The following is a 16,806-nucleotide window of genomic DNA, read 5'->3' on the forward strand; positions in this document are numbered from 1 at the left end:
CAGCGCGGCGCTATCAAATAAAATAGTAATGATTATCATTTGTATCACTATTTATGGCCGTTGGACTATATCGGGGATAAAAATCTTGCGTCATCGCACTTTTCAACGCACACCACTGAACGCCTTACTGCTGGTGTTGTTCAGCAGCACACCGGCATTGGCGGCTGATAACAATAATAATTCGCATGACAATACGCTGACCGTCACCGCCAATAACGTGGATACCGATGGCGGTGATGCCGACAGCTGGAACCAGGTGGCGAAAAAAGCGGATTCTGCCACCAAAAGCAGCCGCCCGTTAATCGAAACACCTCAAAGCATCTCGGTGATCACTCAGGCGCAGATGGCTTCCCAGGGTGCACTGAACGTGGCCCAGGCGTTGCGTTATAACAGCGGCATCGGCTCCGAAGGCGGTGGCGCAGATTACCGTTTCGATGATATCTACATTCGTGGTTTCGCGGCTGACGAGTTCCTGGATGGCCTGCGTCTGCCTACGGTGACTTACTGGTCACGTCCGAGTTTCGATACTTTCCTGCTGGATCGCGTCGAAGTGGTCAAAGGCCCGGACTCAGTGACCTTTGGTCAGGCTAGCCCGGGCGGCGTGGTTAACCTGGTGAGCAAACGTCCCACCGCCGAACCTATCCACCAGATTTTTGTCAGCACCGGTAGCCATAATCTGTTTCAAACCGGGCTGGATCTCTCCGGCGCGCTGGATAATGACGAACACTGGCTGGGCCGTATTACCGGCACCTGGTCTCGTAACGACACCCAGGTCGATTACACCAAATATAAACACTATGACATCGCCCCGGCGCTGACCTGGCAGCCCAATGACGACACGCGTCTGACGCTGCTCGGGCAGTTCCGCAAAGATCCCTACGCCGGGTTTTATAACCAGATGCCGCTGGAAGGGAGCTTAATCCACCTCGCGCAGGGCAATTACTCCGACAGCTTCTACGGCGGCCAGCCGGGCTTTGATTACTATCGTCGCGAGCAGGCCAGCATCGGCTATGACTTTATGCATAAGTTCGATGACAGCTGGAGCCTGCACCAGAACCTGCGTTATCTGCACACCAGCAGCGATTACCAGATGGTCTACCCGACCAATACTGTGGTTGATGGCTCGGCGACGGTAAGCCGTGACAGCATGCGCGTGATCGAATCCTTCAATGCGTTTGATGTCGATACTAACCTGCAAGGCAATCTGTATACCGGCCCGGTTAACCATGCGGTGACGGTGGGCATGGATTATGTGCACGACGATTTACGTCAGAACAGCGGCTACGGTACTGCGTCTGATATCAGCTATCTCAACCCGGATTACAGTACGCCGGTTGCAAGCCCGTCGATTGATAACCACAGTCGTTCTTTTATGACCCAGCTGGGTTTTTACCTCCAGGACAGCATGAAGTGGAACCACTGGATCCTCAATCTCGGCGGACGTTATGACAAAGCGCAAAGCCGCGCGCAGAACTGGGTCACCGATACCCGCACCGAGCTGAACGACTACGCCACGACCGGTCGCGCCGGTCTGATGTACCATTTTGACAATGGGATTGCGCCCTATATCAGCTATGGCACATCGTTCCAGCCGCAGTCCGGCACCTCCTGGGCGGGCGATCCCTTTAAGCCGACCAAAGGCAAACAGTCGGAGGTGGGAATCAAGTATCAACCGAATGGCTTTAACGCGTTGTTCAGCGCAGCGCTCTATGACCTGCGTCAAACCAATGTCCTGACCGCCGACCCGGAGCATGCTAATTATTCGGTGCAAACCGGCGAGATCCGCTCTCAGGGATTCGAGCTGGATGCGAAAGCGAACATCACGTCACGCTGGCTGGTGAATGCCTCGTACGCGCTGACCAACCCGAAAGTGATCTCGGCTAACGATGATACCGAGGGTAAACAGCCGGTAGCGATCGCCCGGCAGACTGCCAGCCTGTGGACCGAATACGCCTTACCGGGGGTGCTTGATGGCGTCACCATCGGCGGTGGCGGACGCTACGTTGGTACCAACTACGCCACCACTGACAACAGCCTGAAAGTACCGGCGGTGATGATTTATGACGCGATGATGCGTTACCGCTGGCAGGACTGGCAGCTGGCGCTGAATCTGCAAAACCTGACCGATAAACAGTACATCAGCAACTGTAACGATCTCGGTTGCCACTTTGGCCTGCGGCGGCAATTGATCGCCACGGTAAGCTATCAGTGGTAATTAGCCGTCGGCAGGTAATCCAGGGCGCGCTGGCAGGCGCTGCCCTGTTTTCGTTTCCGTTGCTGGCCGCAACCCGGCCACGTTGGGTGATCCTCGACTGGGGATTAACCGAAATGGCGCTGCTGCTCGGCGTCACGCCGGTGGGGGTCGCCGCGCCAGATTGGTATCGCCGCTTGTTCAGCCAGCCGCCGTTGCCCTCCCAGGTGACCGACGTTGGCCTGTTGTTTCAACCCAACTATGAAACCCTGTTTGAACTGCATCCCAGCCAGTTGCTGGTCACCCCCGCACATCGTATGGCCGAAGCGCAGTTGTCACGCATCGCGCCGTTGCATTACTTCCCAATTTATAGCCCCCATCCCTGGCAGCAGGCGCAGCAGAATTTGCGTGCTATGGCACAGCTGGCGGGAGAGGGGCCCCGGGCGGACCTGGTGATGACCACCCTGCTGCAGCGGCTCGACCAGGCCCGGCAACGAGCCGCACAATTTCAGCCACGGCCCATCTACCTGCTGCATCCGCTGGATACGCTGCATGTGCTGGCGCTCGGCCCGGGGAGTTTGTTTAACGACATGCTGAGATTGCTGGGGCTGGATCATCGCCCCCCCTTCGCCGTCGGCCCACAGGGCATGGCAACGCTGGAGCTGGAACAACTGGCACAAATGCCGCCCGGCTGGCTGGTGCTGCTGCCTTCCTGGCCGGAGGTGGACCTGACACCGGTCATTCACTCCCCGCTGTGGCAGACCCTGACGCGCGTTGGCCACCGGTTGCGGGTAATGCCCGATGGATTATCCACCGAGGGCGGTGTGCTGACGGCGGTACGTTTTGCCGAGAGTCTGGTCAGCGCGTTACAGGAGGCAAACGCATGATGACACGCCATCCCGCCCTGCTCTGCACCCTGCTGTTCGCCACAGCGATGCTCCTCAGCCTGCAACAACTCGGCCAGCAGCTGGCATGGCCAGATATCTGGCAGGTGCTGCACGGTTCAGCCAATCCCAGCCTGGCGCAGCAGATCTTTAGCCAGATGTGGTTACCGCGCCAGGGAATGGCGTTGCTGTGCGGGCTGGCGCTGGGTTTTACCGGGGTGGTGATGCAACAGGCGCTGCGCAATCCGCTGGCGGAGCCCTTGACACTGGGCATCGCTTCCGGCGCCACGCTGGCGCTGTCGCTCGCTTCCCTGGCTGGCCCGGCATGGCTGCTGGCAGGACGTGAATGGATCGCGCTGAGCGGCGCATTGCTGGCCTTTGCTGTGGTGTTCCTGCTGAGTTTTCGTCAGGGTTTTACCCCGCTGGCACTGACGCTGGCGGGCATGCTGGTCAATCTGTACTGTGGCTCCGTCAATCTGCTGCTGACGATCATCTATGACCGTTCGCTGGCGGCGGTATTTATCTGGGGCGGTGGTGCCCTAACCCAGCAAAATGCCAGCCCGTTTTGGTGGCTCTTGCCGAGAGTGCTGCTGGCCGCCTTGCCGATACTGCTGATCCTGCGGCCTCTGCGGCTGCTGGCACTGGATGAGCGGGTAACCCATTCAATAGGCATGCCCGCCGGGCTGGTGCGGGGCATCGCACTGCTGTCAGCGCTGGTGATCAGCAGCCTGGTGATCAGCGTGGTCGGCGTGATTGGTTTTATTGGCCTCGCGGCACCGCATCTTGCCATGCTGGCGGGCGCAAAACATCTGCGCCAGAAACTGATTTGGTCGCCGTTGCTGGCTGCCGGGTTGCTGTGGCTGACCGATCAGGGCGTCAGCCGTCTGAACGGCATCGGTGGTTTGCTGCTGCCAACCGGTATGATGACAGCGCTGGCGGGTGGACCGTTGCTGTTGTGGTTTTTACCCCGGCTGCGTCATATCTTTCAACCCGACGTCAGTGAACCTTCTCAGGCGCCCTTTCCCACCCATCGCATGATCCTGCTGCCGGTGATCGCGCTGTTTTTTCTGCTGCTGGCGGTGTCGCTCGATTTTGCGCGTGGCATTCACGGCTGGCACTGGAACTCGCTGGCTGAACTCCATGCCCTGCTGCCATTCCGTCTGCCACGTCTGCTGGCAGCACTGTCGGCAGGCGTGCTGCTGGCGGCGGCTGGCGTAATCATCCAGCGGGTCAGCCGTAACCCGATGGCCAGCCCGGAATTACTGGGCATTGGCGCTGGCGCCTCACTGGGTATCACCGTACAACTGTTGCTCTGGCCGCTGGGTGGCATCATGCTGATGCTGGCCAGTAGCGCCATCGGCGCATTGCTGACGCTGGCGCTCACGCTGTGGCAGGCGCGCCATTACGCTCTCAATCCGCAACGCATGTTATTAAGTGGCCTGGCTATCACCGCGCTGTTTCAGTCAGTCGCCGCTATCGTAATGAGCAACAACGGCATGGCGGCAGCGATGCTGCGTCAGCTGATGACCGGTTCAACCTACTACGTCAATGCCAGTACCGCGGCAATCGCGCTGATGCTGGCGCTGCTGTTGCTGGCACTGACCCCGCTATTGCGCCGCGCATTGCTGCTGTTACCGCTGCATACGGTATCGTCCTCACTGGGACTTAACGTCATACAGGCGCGCCTGCTGCTGATGGTACTGGCGGCGGCGATGACCGGCGTGGCGACGTTAATTGTCGGCCCACTGTCCTTTATCGGCCTGCTTGGGCCACAGCTGGCACGGCAGCTGGGCGCACGCCGTCCGCTCGGGCAACTGATACTGGCGGTGCTGATTGCGGCAGTACTGATGATGCTGGCTGACTGGGCAGGCAGCAATCTACTTTATCCACGACAAATTCCGGCCGGACTGATGGCAACGCTGATCGGCGGCCCGTGGCTGGCGCTACTGCTGTGGCGTCCGTTGAATAGTACAAACTCATAGGAGATGAGGTGGCGATTTACCTGATGTTACTGCGCACCACCGGTGCGTTATTTTTTGTGGCGCTGGGCTGTAGCATAGTGGGCGGTTTAAGTAACGCGGCGCTGCTGGCCTTAATCAACCAGGGGCTGAACGCCACGGACGCGCAGCGCCTGCAACTGGCGTGGCAATTTGGTCTGCTGGCGCTGCTGATGCTCGGCACGCGAACGCTCAGTCAGTCGCTGTTTATGGCGATGGGCCAGCGCAGCAAAGCCCAGCTGCGACGCATGCTGGTGCAGCAGGTGGCGGATGCGCGCTATGCCGATCTGGAGCTGCACGGCATGCCGCGCGCACTCAGCATCCTGACCCAGGACCTGGATCAGGTAGTGATCTTTTTCGTTTCGCTCCCGGCTTTTGTCATGTCGCTGGCGGTAATCATGGGCTGCATGGCCTATCTGGGTTATCTGTCTGTCACCGTGATGGGGATTGCGATTGTTACCGTGCTGATTGGCTCCCTCGGCTACAGCTGGGTGCATCGCCGTGCGTTGCAACTGATGCGCCAGTCGCGCCAGCGGGAAGAAACCCTGACCGGCGATGTCAATGCGCTATTCAGCGGAGCCAAAGAGTTACGACTGCACGCCGCGCGCAAGCAGGCGTTTCTGCATAATCGATTGTTCACCACTATTGAGAAAGTACGCGTCGAGCGCACGCGCGGTTATGTGTTGTATTCCCTGGCGAATATCTGGGCCAGCGTTTTTTTCTTCGCGTTTATCGGTGTGGTGATGTTTCTGCTGACCCGCGTGCTGGACTTGCACGGTGCGGTGTTGTCGGGTTTCGCCATGGTGTTTCTTTATATGATTGTGCCGATTGAAAGCGCGCTATCCACCCTGCCCTCGCTGACCATGACCCAGGTTGCCCTGAAGCGCATCAATGCGATGCAGCTGCAATTGCCGCCCGAGCAAACCCACATCGACGCCGCCCCGCAGGAATTTCAGCGACTGGAGCTGCGCGATCTGATCTACCATCATGGCGCAGCGCAGGGTTTTCAGGTCGGACCGATTTCGTTGCAGTTAACCGCGGGGGAACTGGTGTATCTCACCGGCGGTAATGGCAGCGGCAAAACCACACTGGCCCGGCTGATTACCGGCTTATATCAACCTGATGGTGGCGAGTTGCTGTTGGATGGTGTTGCCATCACCGATGCCAGCCGCGCGCGCTATCGGCAGCTGTTCTCGGCGGTATTCAACGATTTCCACCTGTTCGACGATCTGCAGGGGATTGATGCCGCACGCTGGAATGATGAAGCACAACAGCTACTGGAAGCATTGCAGCTTAACCACAAAGTCACGTTACAGGATGGGGTGTTCTCCACACTGGCGCTCTCTACCGGGCAGCGCAAACGGCTGGCGTTGCTGGTAGCGTGGCTGGAAGATCGGCCATTTTATCTGTTTGACGAATGGGCAGCCGATCAGGACCCGGCGTTTCGCGAGGTGTTTTATCACCAGCTGCTGCCCGCGCTGAAAGCGCGTGGCAAAACCGTGCTGGTGATAACCCATGACGATCGCTATTTTCACCTCGCCGATCGCTGCCTGAAGCTGGAGCTGGGCCAGCTACTTAACGCTTAAGCCGCCCGGCCGCTTTTTCGCTCGCCACCCGGCGGCGGGCGATAAACTCCGCGATTTGCTGCTGCGCTTCAGTGAGTCTCTCTGCTGAAGCGCTGCGCGGTGAACCGCTGTGGAACGGCGGGGCCGGGTCGTACTCCATCTGCAACTGAATATTTTCCGCCGCTGCCCGCCCCAGCAATTCTTCCGCCACCGTCAGCGCAAAATCGATGCCGGAAGTCACCCCGGCACCAGTGATGCGGTTACGGTCGCGCACCACCCGCTCCTGCACCGGCGTTGCCCCAAACAAGCTCAATTGATCGAGCGATCCCCAATGGGATGTGGCGCGATAGCCCTGCAACAACCCCGCCGCACCCAGCACCAGCGAACCGGTGCAGACCGAGGTCACCCACTGCGCCTGTTCCGCCATGCGCCGCACAAAATCCAGCGTTTCGTCATCTTCCATCAGCGCAATTTGGCCCGGACCACCGGGGATACAGATCAGATCCAGCGGTGGGCAATCCGCAAACGTCGCCGTCGGCATGATGGCTAAACCCCGGTCGGACATCACCGGCTGGCGATCTTTCCACACCAGGTAGTTATTAACGCCAGGCATCCGCACGAAGACTTCCCACGGGCCGGTAAGGTCGAGTTGCGTCAAAGAGGGGAAAAGCAGCAGACCAATATTGAAAGGGGTGGACATCGCCATTATCAGCTCCTGTTGGGAATCATCGGCTTATCATGGACTTATTTGGGGGAAGATGCATCTGCATCCTAAGCAGCAATTGATGGGGTTGCTGCCATGTACGATACTTAGTACTATAGATAGCGTGATTGCGAGCAGGGAAGCTCTAATAAAATCAACAAGGAAAAGTTATGACAAATTACGTCTTAAAACCGTTCGACAGGAACCTTAAAGGTGCTCAAGTCGACAACGGGAAGTTATGCAAAGCTGCAAAGGAAGTTATGGCTGGTCACTATGAGGCCAATCTGGGTGGGGATGTTTATAAAAAACGTATCCCATTAACCCGGGGGAAAAGTTACGGTGCACGCGTAATCATCGCGTTTAAGTCAGGTCAGGATGTATTTTTTATGAATGGCTGGGTTAAAAGCGATGTGAAGAAGAACAGCAAGGAAATTCCGGATGATGAACTTGCGTTCTATAAAGCTATTGCATTGCAATTGATGAGTATGACGCCTGAACAGGCACTGAGAGCCATAAAGGCAGGGAAAATGAGAGAGGTTAAGTGTGATGGTGAATCATCTTAAAGACTTGCAGGAAATTGCTCACGATTTCAACGAAATCGGCGTGGTTTCTGATGAGCTGGTAAAACATATCGATGCCCGCGTCCAACTGCGAGAACTACGTGCCAGTCTGCCAGTTGTTCAGGATATGAATGGCGAAGAAATACGCTCCTTACGTGACCGTTTCCACTTAAGCCAGGCCATGCTGGCGTTGTACGTGAATATGTCAGTTGTGACCATTTCAAAATGGGAACGAGGTGAGAAAAAACCCAATGGTGCGGCGCTTCGCGTACTCAATACCATTGCAATAAAGGGGCCGGATGTCTTCGCTATCTGATTAAAAGCCCCAATAAATGGGGCTTTTTTTACCTCCGCGTTAATTCAGCACCGGTTTCCCCAGTGGCTGCGTGGGGCGTTCTGCCAGTGCAAACAACGCTTCAACCCGCGCTTTCTCTTTGGCATCCACCGGTACCAGCACGCCGCAGGCGACAAACACCAGCAGATTACCTGCCAGACCGACAATACCGCTGGTCAGCGAGCCGAGGGCCGGAATGTCATCAGGGAAGAAAACCGTCAGCACGATGGCGATGATAATGCCGGTCATCATGCCGAGCAGTGCGCCCTGCTTATTGCCAAAGCGACTGAAGATGCCAAAGAACAGAGGCACCGCCAGCTGGATAATCCCCTGGTAAGAAATCTGTGCCAGCAACTGCAAACGTGAATAGTTAAAAGTGAAATACGCCAGCAGCGCTGCCGCGACAATAAACACCACCATGCCCGATTTAGCCAGCACCGTTAACTGACGATCGCTGCGCGGTTTGTTCCAGGTGGCAAGGTCATTGGCGAATTGCGTACCGCATACCTGCACACATCCATCGACATGGCCGATGCTCGCCGCCAGCACAATCACCAACGCTAACGCCAGCAGCCACGGGCCACCCTGATCAAACAAGGCAGTGAAGAAACCGTTCTGTGGGTTGGCCTGTACATTCGGATCCTGGCTGACCGCCGTAGCAAACAACATCAGGATGGCGTAGAAACCGCCCACCAGCAGAATGGTCAGTAACGTGCCCTTCTTCACCGCCTTGATACCGCTGGCGGTGTAGATACGCTGGAAGCTCATCGGCCAGCACATCGACCCCACCACGCCGGTGAAAATCAGGCTGAACATATACCACGAACCGTAATGCGAACCTTCGGCACCCGGAATCTGTAACATGGCTGGCGGCAGCGACGATAGCTGGCCGAAGCTGTGATCGCCGTTGAACAACAGCACCACACACACCAGCGCGCCCAGGCCATAAGCGATAATACCCTGGTACATATCGGTCATGATTAATCCGCGCATCCCCATACTTACCGTCCAGTACTGGCGTACCAGAATCAGCAGTACCCCCGCGATCAAACAGGTGGTGACGCCCCAGCGACCAAAGCTGGCAAACTCCACCAGCAATGCCAGTGCCTGAATGCCCATCACTACCCACGGAAACACGCAGATGATGCCAATGATCGATGCCACACGTTTCACAGCCGGACTGTTGTAGCGCATCCCCAGCAAATCGGGCTGCGTGGTCAGGTTAAAGTGCTGACCCCATTTCCAGGCGCGGCGTGCCATCAGATACATCGCAGTGACGCCGAGCGTGGAGTATACCGCGCCGTAGAAGCCAATCACGCCGCTAACAGAGAGCGCAAAAAACGCGGTAAAGGTCGCCCCCGGCCACCAGGAGTTGGTGTAACTCATGGCGATATACCAGGGACCGTAAGAGCGCCCGCCGACCGCATAGTCAGAGAACGAGGTGCTTTTACGGTTGGTGGCATAGAGTACGGCAATCATGATCGCCAGAAATAAACCAATCATGCCAAAGGTAATTAAATAATGCGGTTCTGCGGCGCTAATTTTCATGATACTTCCTCATCCGCGGGAATTTCGCCAAATGCACATTCAGCGAGATACATCACCCATAATCCGACGCCAAGAAATACCGCAATAGCCAGCCAGTAAATAATCGGCAACGGAATACCCAGAAATAATACCCCACTACCACTGACACTTAAATATAACGGCGGACAGAGCGCCAGCAGTAATAAAGCCAGCAGATAGATGGCAAAGATTTTATTTTTAATACGAATGCGATCGCGCAATTGTTGCGCCATGATCATGGTACTCATAACCCCCTCCGGAATTTAGAATGATGGTGTTCGCACTCCTTTACCTGCTGTCAGACAGCCTTTCCCCTGTGGTGTGATTCGATAAAACTTACAATGCGCGCAACCAGTTTTCCCAGTCGGGATGATTTAATACACTGCGGGCGCGCAATTCTTTCCAGCGACCATATTTCGAGAAATCAAAATCAATATCCGCTACCTGATGTTGAATAATCGCCCAGGTTGACCACTTCATATCTGCCAGATATTTGTGGATCTGTACGCGGGCAAATATCGCGTTATCCACTTTACCGAAATAATCCTCCAGCAATTCAAGTTCAATTTGTGGTGTAAAAAACATTTCGCCAAACCATAACGCCAGTTCATAACACCGGTCATTATTCGAGGCATACTCGAAATCAACCAGACGAATTTCATCACTGGCATTCAGCATAAAATTCCCCGCCAGCGTGTCATTCATGCAGGGCACGCTATCCAGTCCCGCCGCTTCCAGCGCCTGCTGCGCACGTTGCGCCTGCTTATGCAGCCAGACGGCATCCGCCGAAAAGGGCGCTTTAAGCCCCTGTACCTGTTCAATATGTTCATTCAGCATATCGAACACGGTTTTGTTCTCGGTCAGTCGCGGCTGGTCATTAAAGCTTTTCAGCGCATGCAACGCACGGTGGCGAATGGCCGGTTGTTGAAAATCGAGGTTGGATGAAGCACGCCAGCCGTCAATAAACTCGAATATCTCCACACCTAACTCGCGCAGATAAGCCACCACCGGCACGCCATAACCGGTTTGTGCCGCCTTGACGCTGGCCTCGTGTGCGGTGTCTCGATTTATAAACCGCTCGGTGCCTTCACCGGGAATTTTGACGAAGTAAGCCGTGGGCGCGCCCGCAACCGCCACATGCCAGTTCGCGTTCGAGATTCCCCCGTGTACCGGGCGATAGTGGATGGTTTTGTTTTGCCAGCCAGGCATCGCAGCAATCGCCTGCTCAAGACGTTGCTCCTGCCAGCTTTCGGCTTGTCCGGGTTGTTTACTCATCGGGATTGCTCCGCTGTCAGGGTTAACCAACGTTCGAATCGGGGATCGCGCGCACTCTGACGGCAGCGCAGCAGCATCCACTGGCCGAGCTTGGCAAACTCCAGCCCGCGCGCGCTGGTGTGGCCGTTCAGCATTCCCCACAGCGTCCAGTGGTAATCATCCACCAGCGCGTACAGGCGGCAGCGCGCCACATCAGCTTCGCTGCATTCACCGCGCCAGGCGCGGATCGCATCGCGCCAGCGATCGTCAGTGGGTAATTGTTCATGAATTAAGGTGGCGATATCGTGCCAGGCATCCCCCTGCGCGGCGTAATCGAAATCCAGCAAACGCCAGTCACCCTTGCTGTTGACCATCCAGTTGCTGGCAATCGGGTCGCCGTGAATCAGCACCGGCGTAAATGGCGCAGCCAGCAGTGCCTGCCAGGCCAGATCCACGCATTCACCGAGCCATACCATCTCTTCCGGCAAGGCAATGTTCGCCTGCCCGATTTGCTGGCGCAGTCGCAGCATGTCCTGCTGACGCGTACGCTGTGGCAGCGGTAACGCGGCATCATGTAATCGGTCAAGGGTGCGGGTCAGGGCGTCGAACTGCGCCGGGTCGCTAAAGCTCGCCAGTTTGGCCCAGCGAAAATCGGCATCCAGCGCGGCGAAGATCAATACCCCAGCCTGTTCATCGGCATGACACAGCGCCGGGGCAATACCCAGCTCACCGGCCTGGCGACTGATTTCAGCACTGCGGCGGACATCCAGCAGCGTGCGTTGATCGTCGTATAACACTTTGGCGTAAAAGTGTTGCCCGGCGCTCTCCAGTCGGAATCCTGCCCACTCCGTCGCCAGACGATGTGGTGATGCCACCCCGGCGCAACCTGGTTCGACAACAAAGCGCTGGCCGGGTTGCCATGCCGCCAGGACCTGTTCTAAGCGCGTCATCATGCGGTTTCCTCCGGGACGGGTTGCAGGATGAGATCACTCAAAAGCGCCATCAGCAGATCCAACCCACGATGCAGATCCTCAGTGGCGGTAAATTCACGTTCGTTATGGGATAACCCGCCCGCGCTCGGTACAAACAGCAGCGCGCTGGGACAGTGATAACTCAGGCTGATGGCATCATGCCCGGCGACACTACGCAGCGGCATGGCGCTCAGGCCAAGGCGATCTGCCTGCTGTAGCGCGCGTTGTGCCAGTCCGGCATCCAGCTGTTGCCGCGCACGGAATTGCGCCCGATCGAGGCTGACATCGGTAGAAGTAGCCTGAGCAATCGATTGCATCTGCTGGCTGAAGCTGTCGCGTAATTGATGCAACAAAGCCTCATCAGCGGAGCGAAATTCGATGTAGACCGTGGCTTCAGACGTTACCACGTTGGGAGAATTGGGGGTGGTTTCGAGACGCCCCACCGAGGTGTGCAGAATTTCTCCGTGACGATCGGCCTCAGCACGCACCGCAACAATGGTCTGTGCCGCCGCCAGCAACGCATCGCGACGGCGACTCATCAATGCCGGGCCGGTATGGTTTTGCTCACCGCGAAACGTCACCTGCCATTTCAGTGCCGCCCAGGTTTCTGTCACCACGCCAATTTGCTTGCCCTGAAACTCAAGGTGCGGCCCCTGCTCCACATGCAGCTCGAGGTAAGCGCGCAACGGCAAAGCTGGTAACGTTTCACCACGATAGCCAATGTCTGCCAGCGCGGTAGCCAGCGTAATGCCATCGGCATCGGTACAGGCCAGCGCCTCATCCAGCGTTACCGCTTTAGTGAAGACCGAACTGCCAATCAGGCTCGGCTGAAAACGCGCGCCTTCTTCATTGGTCCAGTTGACCACCGCCAGGTTGCATTGCGCATCAGCGGGATGGTCCCGCAACTGCCGCGCCAGTGCGGCAAGCGTGGCGGCTGCCCCGGTGACGCCGTAAGCACCATCGAAACGACCACCGAGCGGCTGGCTGTCGAGATGCGATCCACACAGCAGCCAGGGGGCTCCCGGGCGCAGCGTCATCAGACCAAAAATATTACCGATTTCATCAATCTTTACGTCAAAACCCTGTTGGGTCAGCCAGGTGCAAAAGGCATCGCGCACCTGTTGATCTTCGGCGCTGGCCGTCAGACGATGCAAACCGCCTGCTGCCGTGGCACCAATGCGGCTGCTGGTGGCAAACAGCGCATCAAATGCCTGATAGTCGCGTGAGGTCATCCGCGGCAGTGCCGGGATGGAGGATGTTGACATGTGCGTTCTCCAGACTCGCTACAAAAGCTGCCGGTGGCGGCGCATTGGTCACTAAGGTGTCGACCGCGCTGAACGGCAGCGTATTAACAAAGGTACGCAGTCCAAATTTGCCTTCATCCGCCAGAATCACACTCTGGCGGCAATGCGTGCTCAGCACACGCCGTAATAACGCCTCCGGCTCCTCGTAGTCCATAAAGCCGTTGTCCCGATCCACCGCACCAATGCCCATAAAGGCGATGTCGTAGTGAAACTGCCGGGCAAAATCCAGCGTATGGGGGCCAATCAGTGCGTTATCGTTTCGCCGGACGCGCCCTGGTGTTAGCGTCACAGCATTCTCGCTCTGCTGCGTCAGCAGCGTGGCAATATCCAGTGAATTAGTAATAATCTTCAGTCGCGCAAAACGCGTCAGCTGCTGCGCCAGCGCCAGTGTCGAAGTGCCGGTATCGAGGAACAATGCCATCCCCTCCTCAACCAGTTCACTCGCCAGTTGCCCCATACGCACTTTGGCGCGTGGTTTGATGCGGCTGCGAATTTGCAGCGGCTGCTCTTCGCTGGGTACGGGCAAAATTGCGCCACCGTGCACCCGTCGCAGCACTCCCTGCTCCTCCAGATACTTTAAATCGCGGCGGATGGTCTCTTCCGATACCACAAACTTCTGCGCCAGTTCGGTGACGCGCACACGTTTATCGTGACTCAGTACCCGTTTGATCTCATCGAGTCGCGGCTGATTGATCATACTTACCCTTCTGTTTCTGCGGGGAAAACCGCAGTATACCTGTACCCTGACGCGGTTTTGCGCGATAAATCGCGCCGCTACAATACTGGCTGATGCTGATCCCATGGCATCAACGCTTCCAGTGCCGCGCAGAACTGCAATACATCCCCTTCGGCATAACGACGTCCGATCACCTGTAATCCCACCGGCAAACCCTCCGGGGTGAAGCCGCACGGCACCGTCGCAGCCGGATTGCCGCTCAGATTGAAAGGCCAGGTAAACGGCGTCCAGCGCGCCCATTCCACGCCACTGTCCCCCTCCTGTTGCCCTTGCGGGACGTGGCGGTCAGCGGCAAAGGGCAGAATCGGCAGCGTGGGCGTAATCAGTAAATCCACCTCGTCAAACAGCGCATGGACCTGGCTGGCAAATACAGCGCGCTGCTTTTGCGCGTTCAGGTAATCAGCCAGACCGATACGTTGCGCCCGTTCGATTAAGGCAGCGAAGCCGGGGTCCAGCTGGTCAAGTTGCTGCCGGAGTGCCGCGCCATAAGCGATACCGCGGCCTCCGCTCCACAAGGTATCGAAAGTGTCGAACGGGCTTTGCCAACTGAGCGGTTTAACGGTCAGCGCAATCGGCAGCGCATGTGCCATCTGTTCAACGGCCTGCTCAACACAGGCGGCAATGCGGGCATCAACGGGCGTATTAAACAGCGTCGGGCTGTAGTGCACCCGCAGGGGCGGCAGTGGTGCATCGCAACGTTCCAGCCAGCTTTCGGTTTTCGCCGGTAACGCCTGATGATCGCGCGCATCCGGGCCGGAGAGCAGATCAAACAGCAGCGCGCTGTCACGCACCGTGCGGGTCATCGGCCCGGCATGGCTGAGCATCTCCGTCGCGGACCACGGCCAGGTAGGAATACGACCCAGCGATGCCTTAAGGGCAAAAATGCCGCAAAACGCACCGGGAATACGTACCGAGCCACCGCCATCCGACCCCAGTGCCGCAGGCACCATACGTGCCGCCACGCTGATTGCCGAACCAGAGCTGGAGCCGCCGCTGGTCAGTGACGGATCCCACGGGTTACGACCATGACCATACACGCGAGAATAACTGGAGCCGGTCCAGCCAAATTCAGTGGTGGCGGTTTTACCGATAATGATCGCCCCCGCTGCTTTTAAGCGCGCAATAATCGGCGCGTCGCTATCCGGGACATTATCCACTGCGGTGAGGGAACCTTTGCAGGTCCGCAATCCGGCAGTGGAAAACAGATCTTTAATACCGAATGGCACACCATGCAGCGGACCGCACAATTTTCCCTGCTGGCTTTCACGGTCGCAGATCTCCGCTTCTGCTAATGCCTGCTGGTAATAGACATCACCGAAGGCATTCAATGTGGGATTGTGGTTTTTAATCTGCTGCAAACAAAACTCCACCAATGCCACACTGCTGCATTCGCCCTGACGAATCTGTGCCGCTGCGCTTAATAAATCCGGCATAACCTGCATGTTTACGCTCTATCCATCCGACCAACTGTTGAGCTGATAGTGGCATAGCTGTAGAGAGATGCAAGACCGGTTTATGTTGTTAATGTGGGATATGTTGTATTTATCCGAAGTGAGTGATAGGAAAGCGTGATGATGGGAGAGAGCATAAAATGTCAGAAAAATGACACAAGGTTGAATATTTAACTACCGGAATGACCGTTGCTGGTAGGGTCAGCAGTTTTTGCGCTGATCGAACGATGAACGCGCGGAACGTGCGACAACCCACAAATTGCCCCCTCTCCGCGCACAGTGATAACAAAATCGTTTGACCAAAAAATCGCCGTGCCCGATTACAACCAGCCAGAACGTTTCAGTCGCCACCACATAAAACCACAGATCATAAAGGTCACCAGTAGCGCTATCGGATAACCGAAGTGGGTATGCAGCTCCGGCATATCAGAGAAGTTCATGCCATACATACTAAAAATGATGGTAGGCACAATCAGCACTGCACCCCATCCGGCCAGCTTCTTGTTCACCTCACTTTGCTGCACCGATACCAGCGCCAGGTTTACCTGCATAGCGCTGGTGAGCATTTCGCGCATATCTTCGGCATCGATCATCACATGATGCGCATGGTCCTGGACATCACGCAGATAAGCGCGCAGATTTTTTGGGATCAGATTTTCGTGGAAGCGCACCAGCTGTGGGCAAATTTCGGTGACCGGCATCGCCGCATTGCGCAGCGACAGCAACTCGCGCCGCAGATGATAAACCTCTTCCAGCGTATCGCGATGAAAACGGGTGGTGAACATCTGGTCTTCCATTTCGCTGATGCGTTTACTCAGGCTGGCGGTAATTTTGGCATAGTTATCAACAATACAGTCGAGGATGCAATACATGGCGTAACCTGGCCCTTCGCTCATCATCGCCTGGTTTTTTTCTGCACGCGCGCGGATGCCGCCATAGCCATCGGTAGAACCGTGGCGCACAGTGATCAGAAAGTTTTTGCCCAGGAAGAAGTGCGTTTCACCAAAGGTGATACGTTGCTGGCCATCAAGATGCGCGGTTTTGACCACCACAAACACCGACTCACCATACTGCTCAATTTTCGGGCGCTGATGCGCCACCAGCGCATCTTCAATCGCCAGCTCATGCAGGCTGAACTCCTGTTGCAGCGTCTGCATAAAGGCGGCATCTGGCTGATATAATCCCAGCCAGACAAAGGTGTTGTCTTCTTTCAGCACCTCACTGATGTCGGCAATGTTGACATTCTCTTCACGCTTGCCGTGGCGATAGACCACGCAGTTAATCACCATC

Annotated in this window: 15 protein-coding genes; 6 read left to right on the forward strand and 9 right to left on the reverse strand. The window is 56.7% G+C overall.

The window, feature by feature from the left end:
- Positions 1-85 precede the first annotated feature (85 nt).
- The 4 genes from AC6I8X_RS22635 to AC6I8X_RS22650 are packed head-to-tail and all read left to right on the forward strand — an operon-like array spanning position 86 to position 6,658.
- Positions 86-2,215, forward strand: coding sequence for a TonB-dependent siderophore receptor (locus tag AC6I8X_RS22635; protein ID WP_497841185.1), 2,130 nt, complete (start codon positions 86-88; stop codon positions 2,213-2,215).
- Positions 2,209-3,078 carry an ABC transporter substrate-binding protein gene (locus tag AC6I8X_RS22640; protein ID WP_497841186.1) on the forward strand — a complete coding sequence of 290 codons (870 nt, stop codon included), beginning with the start codon at positions 2,209-2,211 and terminating at the stop codon, positions 3,076-3,078. The genes AC6I8X_RS22635 and AC6I8X_RS22640 overlap by 7 nt, the downstream gene beginning before the upstream one ends.
- Positions 3,075-5,057, forward strand: coding sequence for a Fe(3+)-hydroxamate ABC transporter permease FhuB (fhuB, locus tag AC6I8X_RS22645; protein WP_497841187.1), 1,983 nt, complete (start codon positions 3,075-3,077; stop codon positions 5,055-5,057). Before AC6I8X_RS22640 ends, fhuB begins: the two co-directional genes overlap by 4 nt.
- Positions 5,058-5,065: 8 nt before the next feature.
- Complete coding sequence (locus AC6I8X_RS22650; RefSeq protein ID WP_497841188.1) at positions 5,066-6,658, forward strand: cyclic peptide export ABC transporter; 1,593 nt, start codon at positions 5,066-5,068, stop codon at positions 6,656-6,658.
- On the opposite strand, the gene AC6I8X_RS22655 is transcribed toward AC6I8X_RS22650, so the two are convergent.
- Entirely contained in the window at positions 6,648-7,337 is a 690-nt protein-coding gene (locus AC6I8X_RS22655) for a DJ-1/PfpI family protein (protein ID WP_084881203.1), read from the reverse strand. The genes AC6I8X_RS22650 and AC6I8X_RS22655 overlap by 11 nt on opposite strands.
- 173 nt (positions 7,338-7,510) lie before the next feature.
- Here AC6I8X_RS22655 and AC6I8X_RS22660 point away from each other — a divergent pair, with 173 nt between their 5' ends.
- Both AC6I8X_RS22660 and AC6I8X_RS22665 read left to right on the forward strand, forming a co-directional pair.
- Entirely contained in the window at positions 7,511-7,903 is a 393-nt protein-coding gene (locus AC6I8X_RS22660) for a type II toxin-antitoxin system RelE/ParE family toxin (RefSeq protein ID WP_497841189.1), read from the forward strand.
- A complete protein-coding gene (locus tag AC6I8X_RS22665) occupies positions 7,887-8,216 on the forward strand; it encodes a helix-turn-helix domain-containing protein (protein ID WP_313686168.1) in 330 nt (109 codons plus the stop codon). The genes AC6I8X_RS22660 and AC6I8X_RS22665 overlap by 17 nt, the downstream gene beginning before the upstream one ends.
- 39 nt (positions 8,217-8,255) lie before the next feature.
- Here the strand turns inward: AC6I8X_RS22665 and AC6I8X_RS22670 are convergent, their stop codons facing one another.
- From AC6I8X_RS22670 to corA, 8 genes are all read right to left on the reverse strand, one after another.
- The gene (locus tag AC6I8X_RS22670; protein WP_299450536.1) at positions 8,256-9,782 is read right to left on the reverse strand and encodes a sodium:solute symporter family protein; all 1,527 of its coding nucleotides are present in this window, start codon (positions 9,780-9,782) and stop codon (positions 8,256-8,258) included.
- Complete coding sequence (locus AC6I8X_RS22675; protein WP_313686169.1) at positions 9,779-10,048, reverse strand: hypothetical protein; 270 nt, start codon at positions 10,046-10,048, stop codon at positions 9,779-9,781. The genes AC6I8X_RS22670 and AC6I8X_RS22675 overlap by 4 nt, the downstream gene beginning before the upstream one ends.
- An 88-nt stretch (positions 10,049-10,136) precedes the next feature.
- A complete protein-coding gene (locus tag AC6I8X_RS22680; protein ID WP_416413483.1) occupies positions 10,137-11,075 on the reverse strand; it encodes a phosphotransferase in 939 nt (312 codons plus the stop codon).
- The gene (locus AC6I8X_RS22685) at positions 11,072-12,007 is read right to left on the reverse strand and encodes a phosphotransferase (RefSeq protein ID WP_497841190.1); all 936 of its coding nucleotides are present in this window, start codon (positions 12,005-12,007) and stop codon (positions 11,072-11,074) included. The genes AC6I8X_RS22680 and AC6I8X_RS22685 overlap by 4 nt, the downstream gene beginning before the upstream one ends.
- Positions 12,004-13,290, reverse strand: coding sequence for a Zn-dependent hydrolase (locus tag AC6I8X_RS22690; RefSeq protein WP_497841191.1), 1,287 nt, complete (start codon positions 13,288-13,290; stop codon positions 12,004-12,006). The genes AC6I8X_RS22685 and AC6I8X_RS22690 overlap by 4 nt, the downstream gene beginning before the upstream one ends.
- On the reverse strand, positions 13,229-14,026 hold the full coding sequence (locus AC6I8X_RS22695) for a DeoR/GlpR family DNA-binding transcription regulator (RefSeq protein ID WP_084880369.1): 798 nt from the start codon (positions 14,024-14,026) through the stop codon (positions 13,229-13,231). The genes AC6I8X_RS22690 and AC6I8X_RS22695 overlap by 62 nt, the downstream gene beginning before the upstream one ends.
- 77 nt (positions 14,027-14,103) lie before the next feature.
- Positions 14,104-15,498: an amidase gene (locus tag AC6I8X_RS22700; protein ID WP_497841415.1), complete on the reverse strand. Its 1,395-nt coding sequence runs from the start codon at positions 15,496-15,498 to the stop codon at positions 14,104-14,106.
- 338 nt (positions 15,499-15,836) lie between these two features.
- Positions 15,837-16,805 carry a magnesium/cobalt transporter CorA gene (gene corA / locus AC6I8X_RS22705; RefSeq protein ID WP_299451113.1) on the reverse strand — a complete coding sequence of 323 codons (969 nt, stop codon included), beginning with the start codon at positions 16,803-16,805 and terminating at the stop codon, positions 15,837-15,839.
- Position 16,806: the final 1 nt, after the last annotated feature.

Source organism: Pantoea sp. X-Soil-TKNS-1280 (assembly GCF_059730475.1).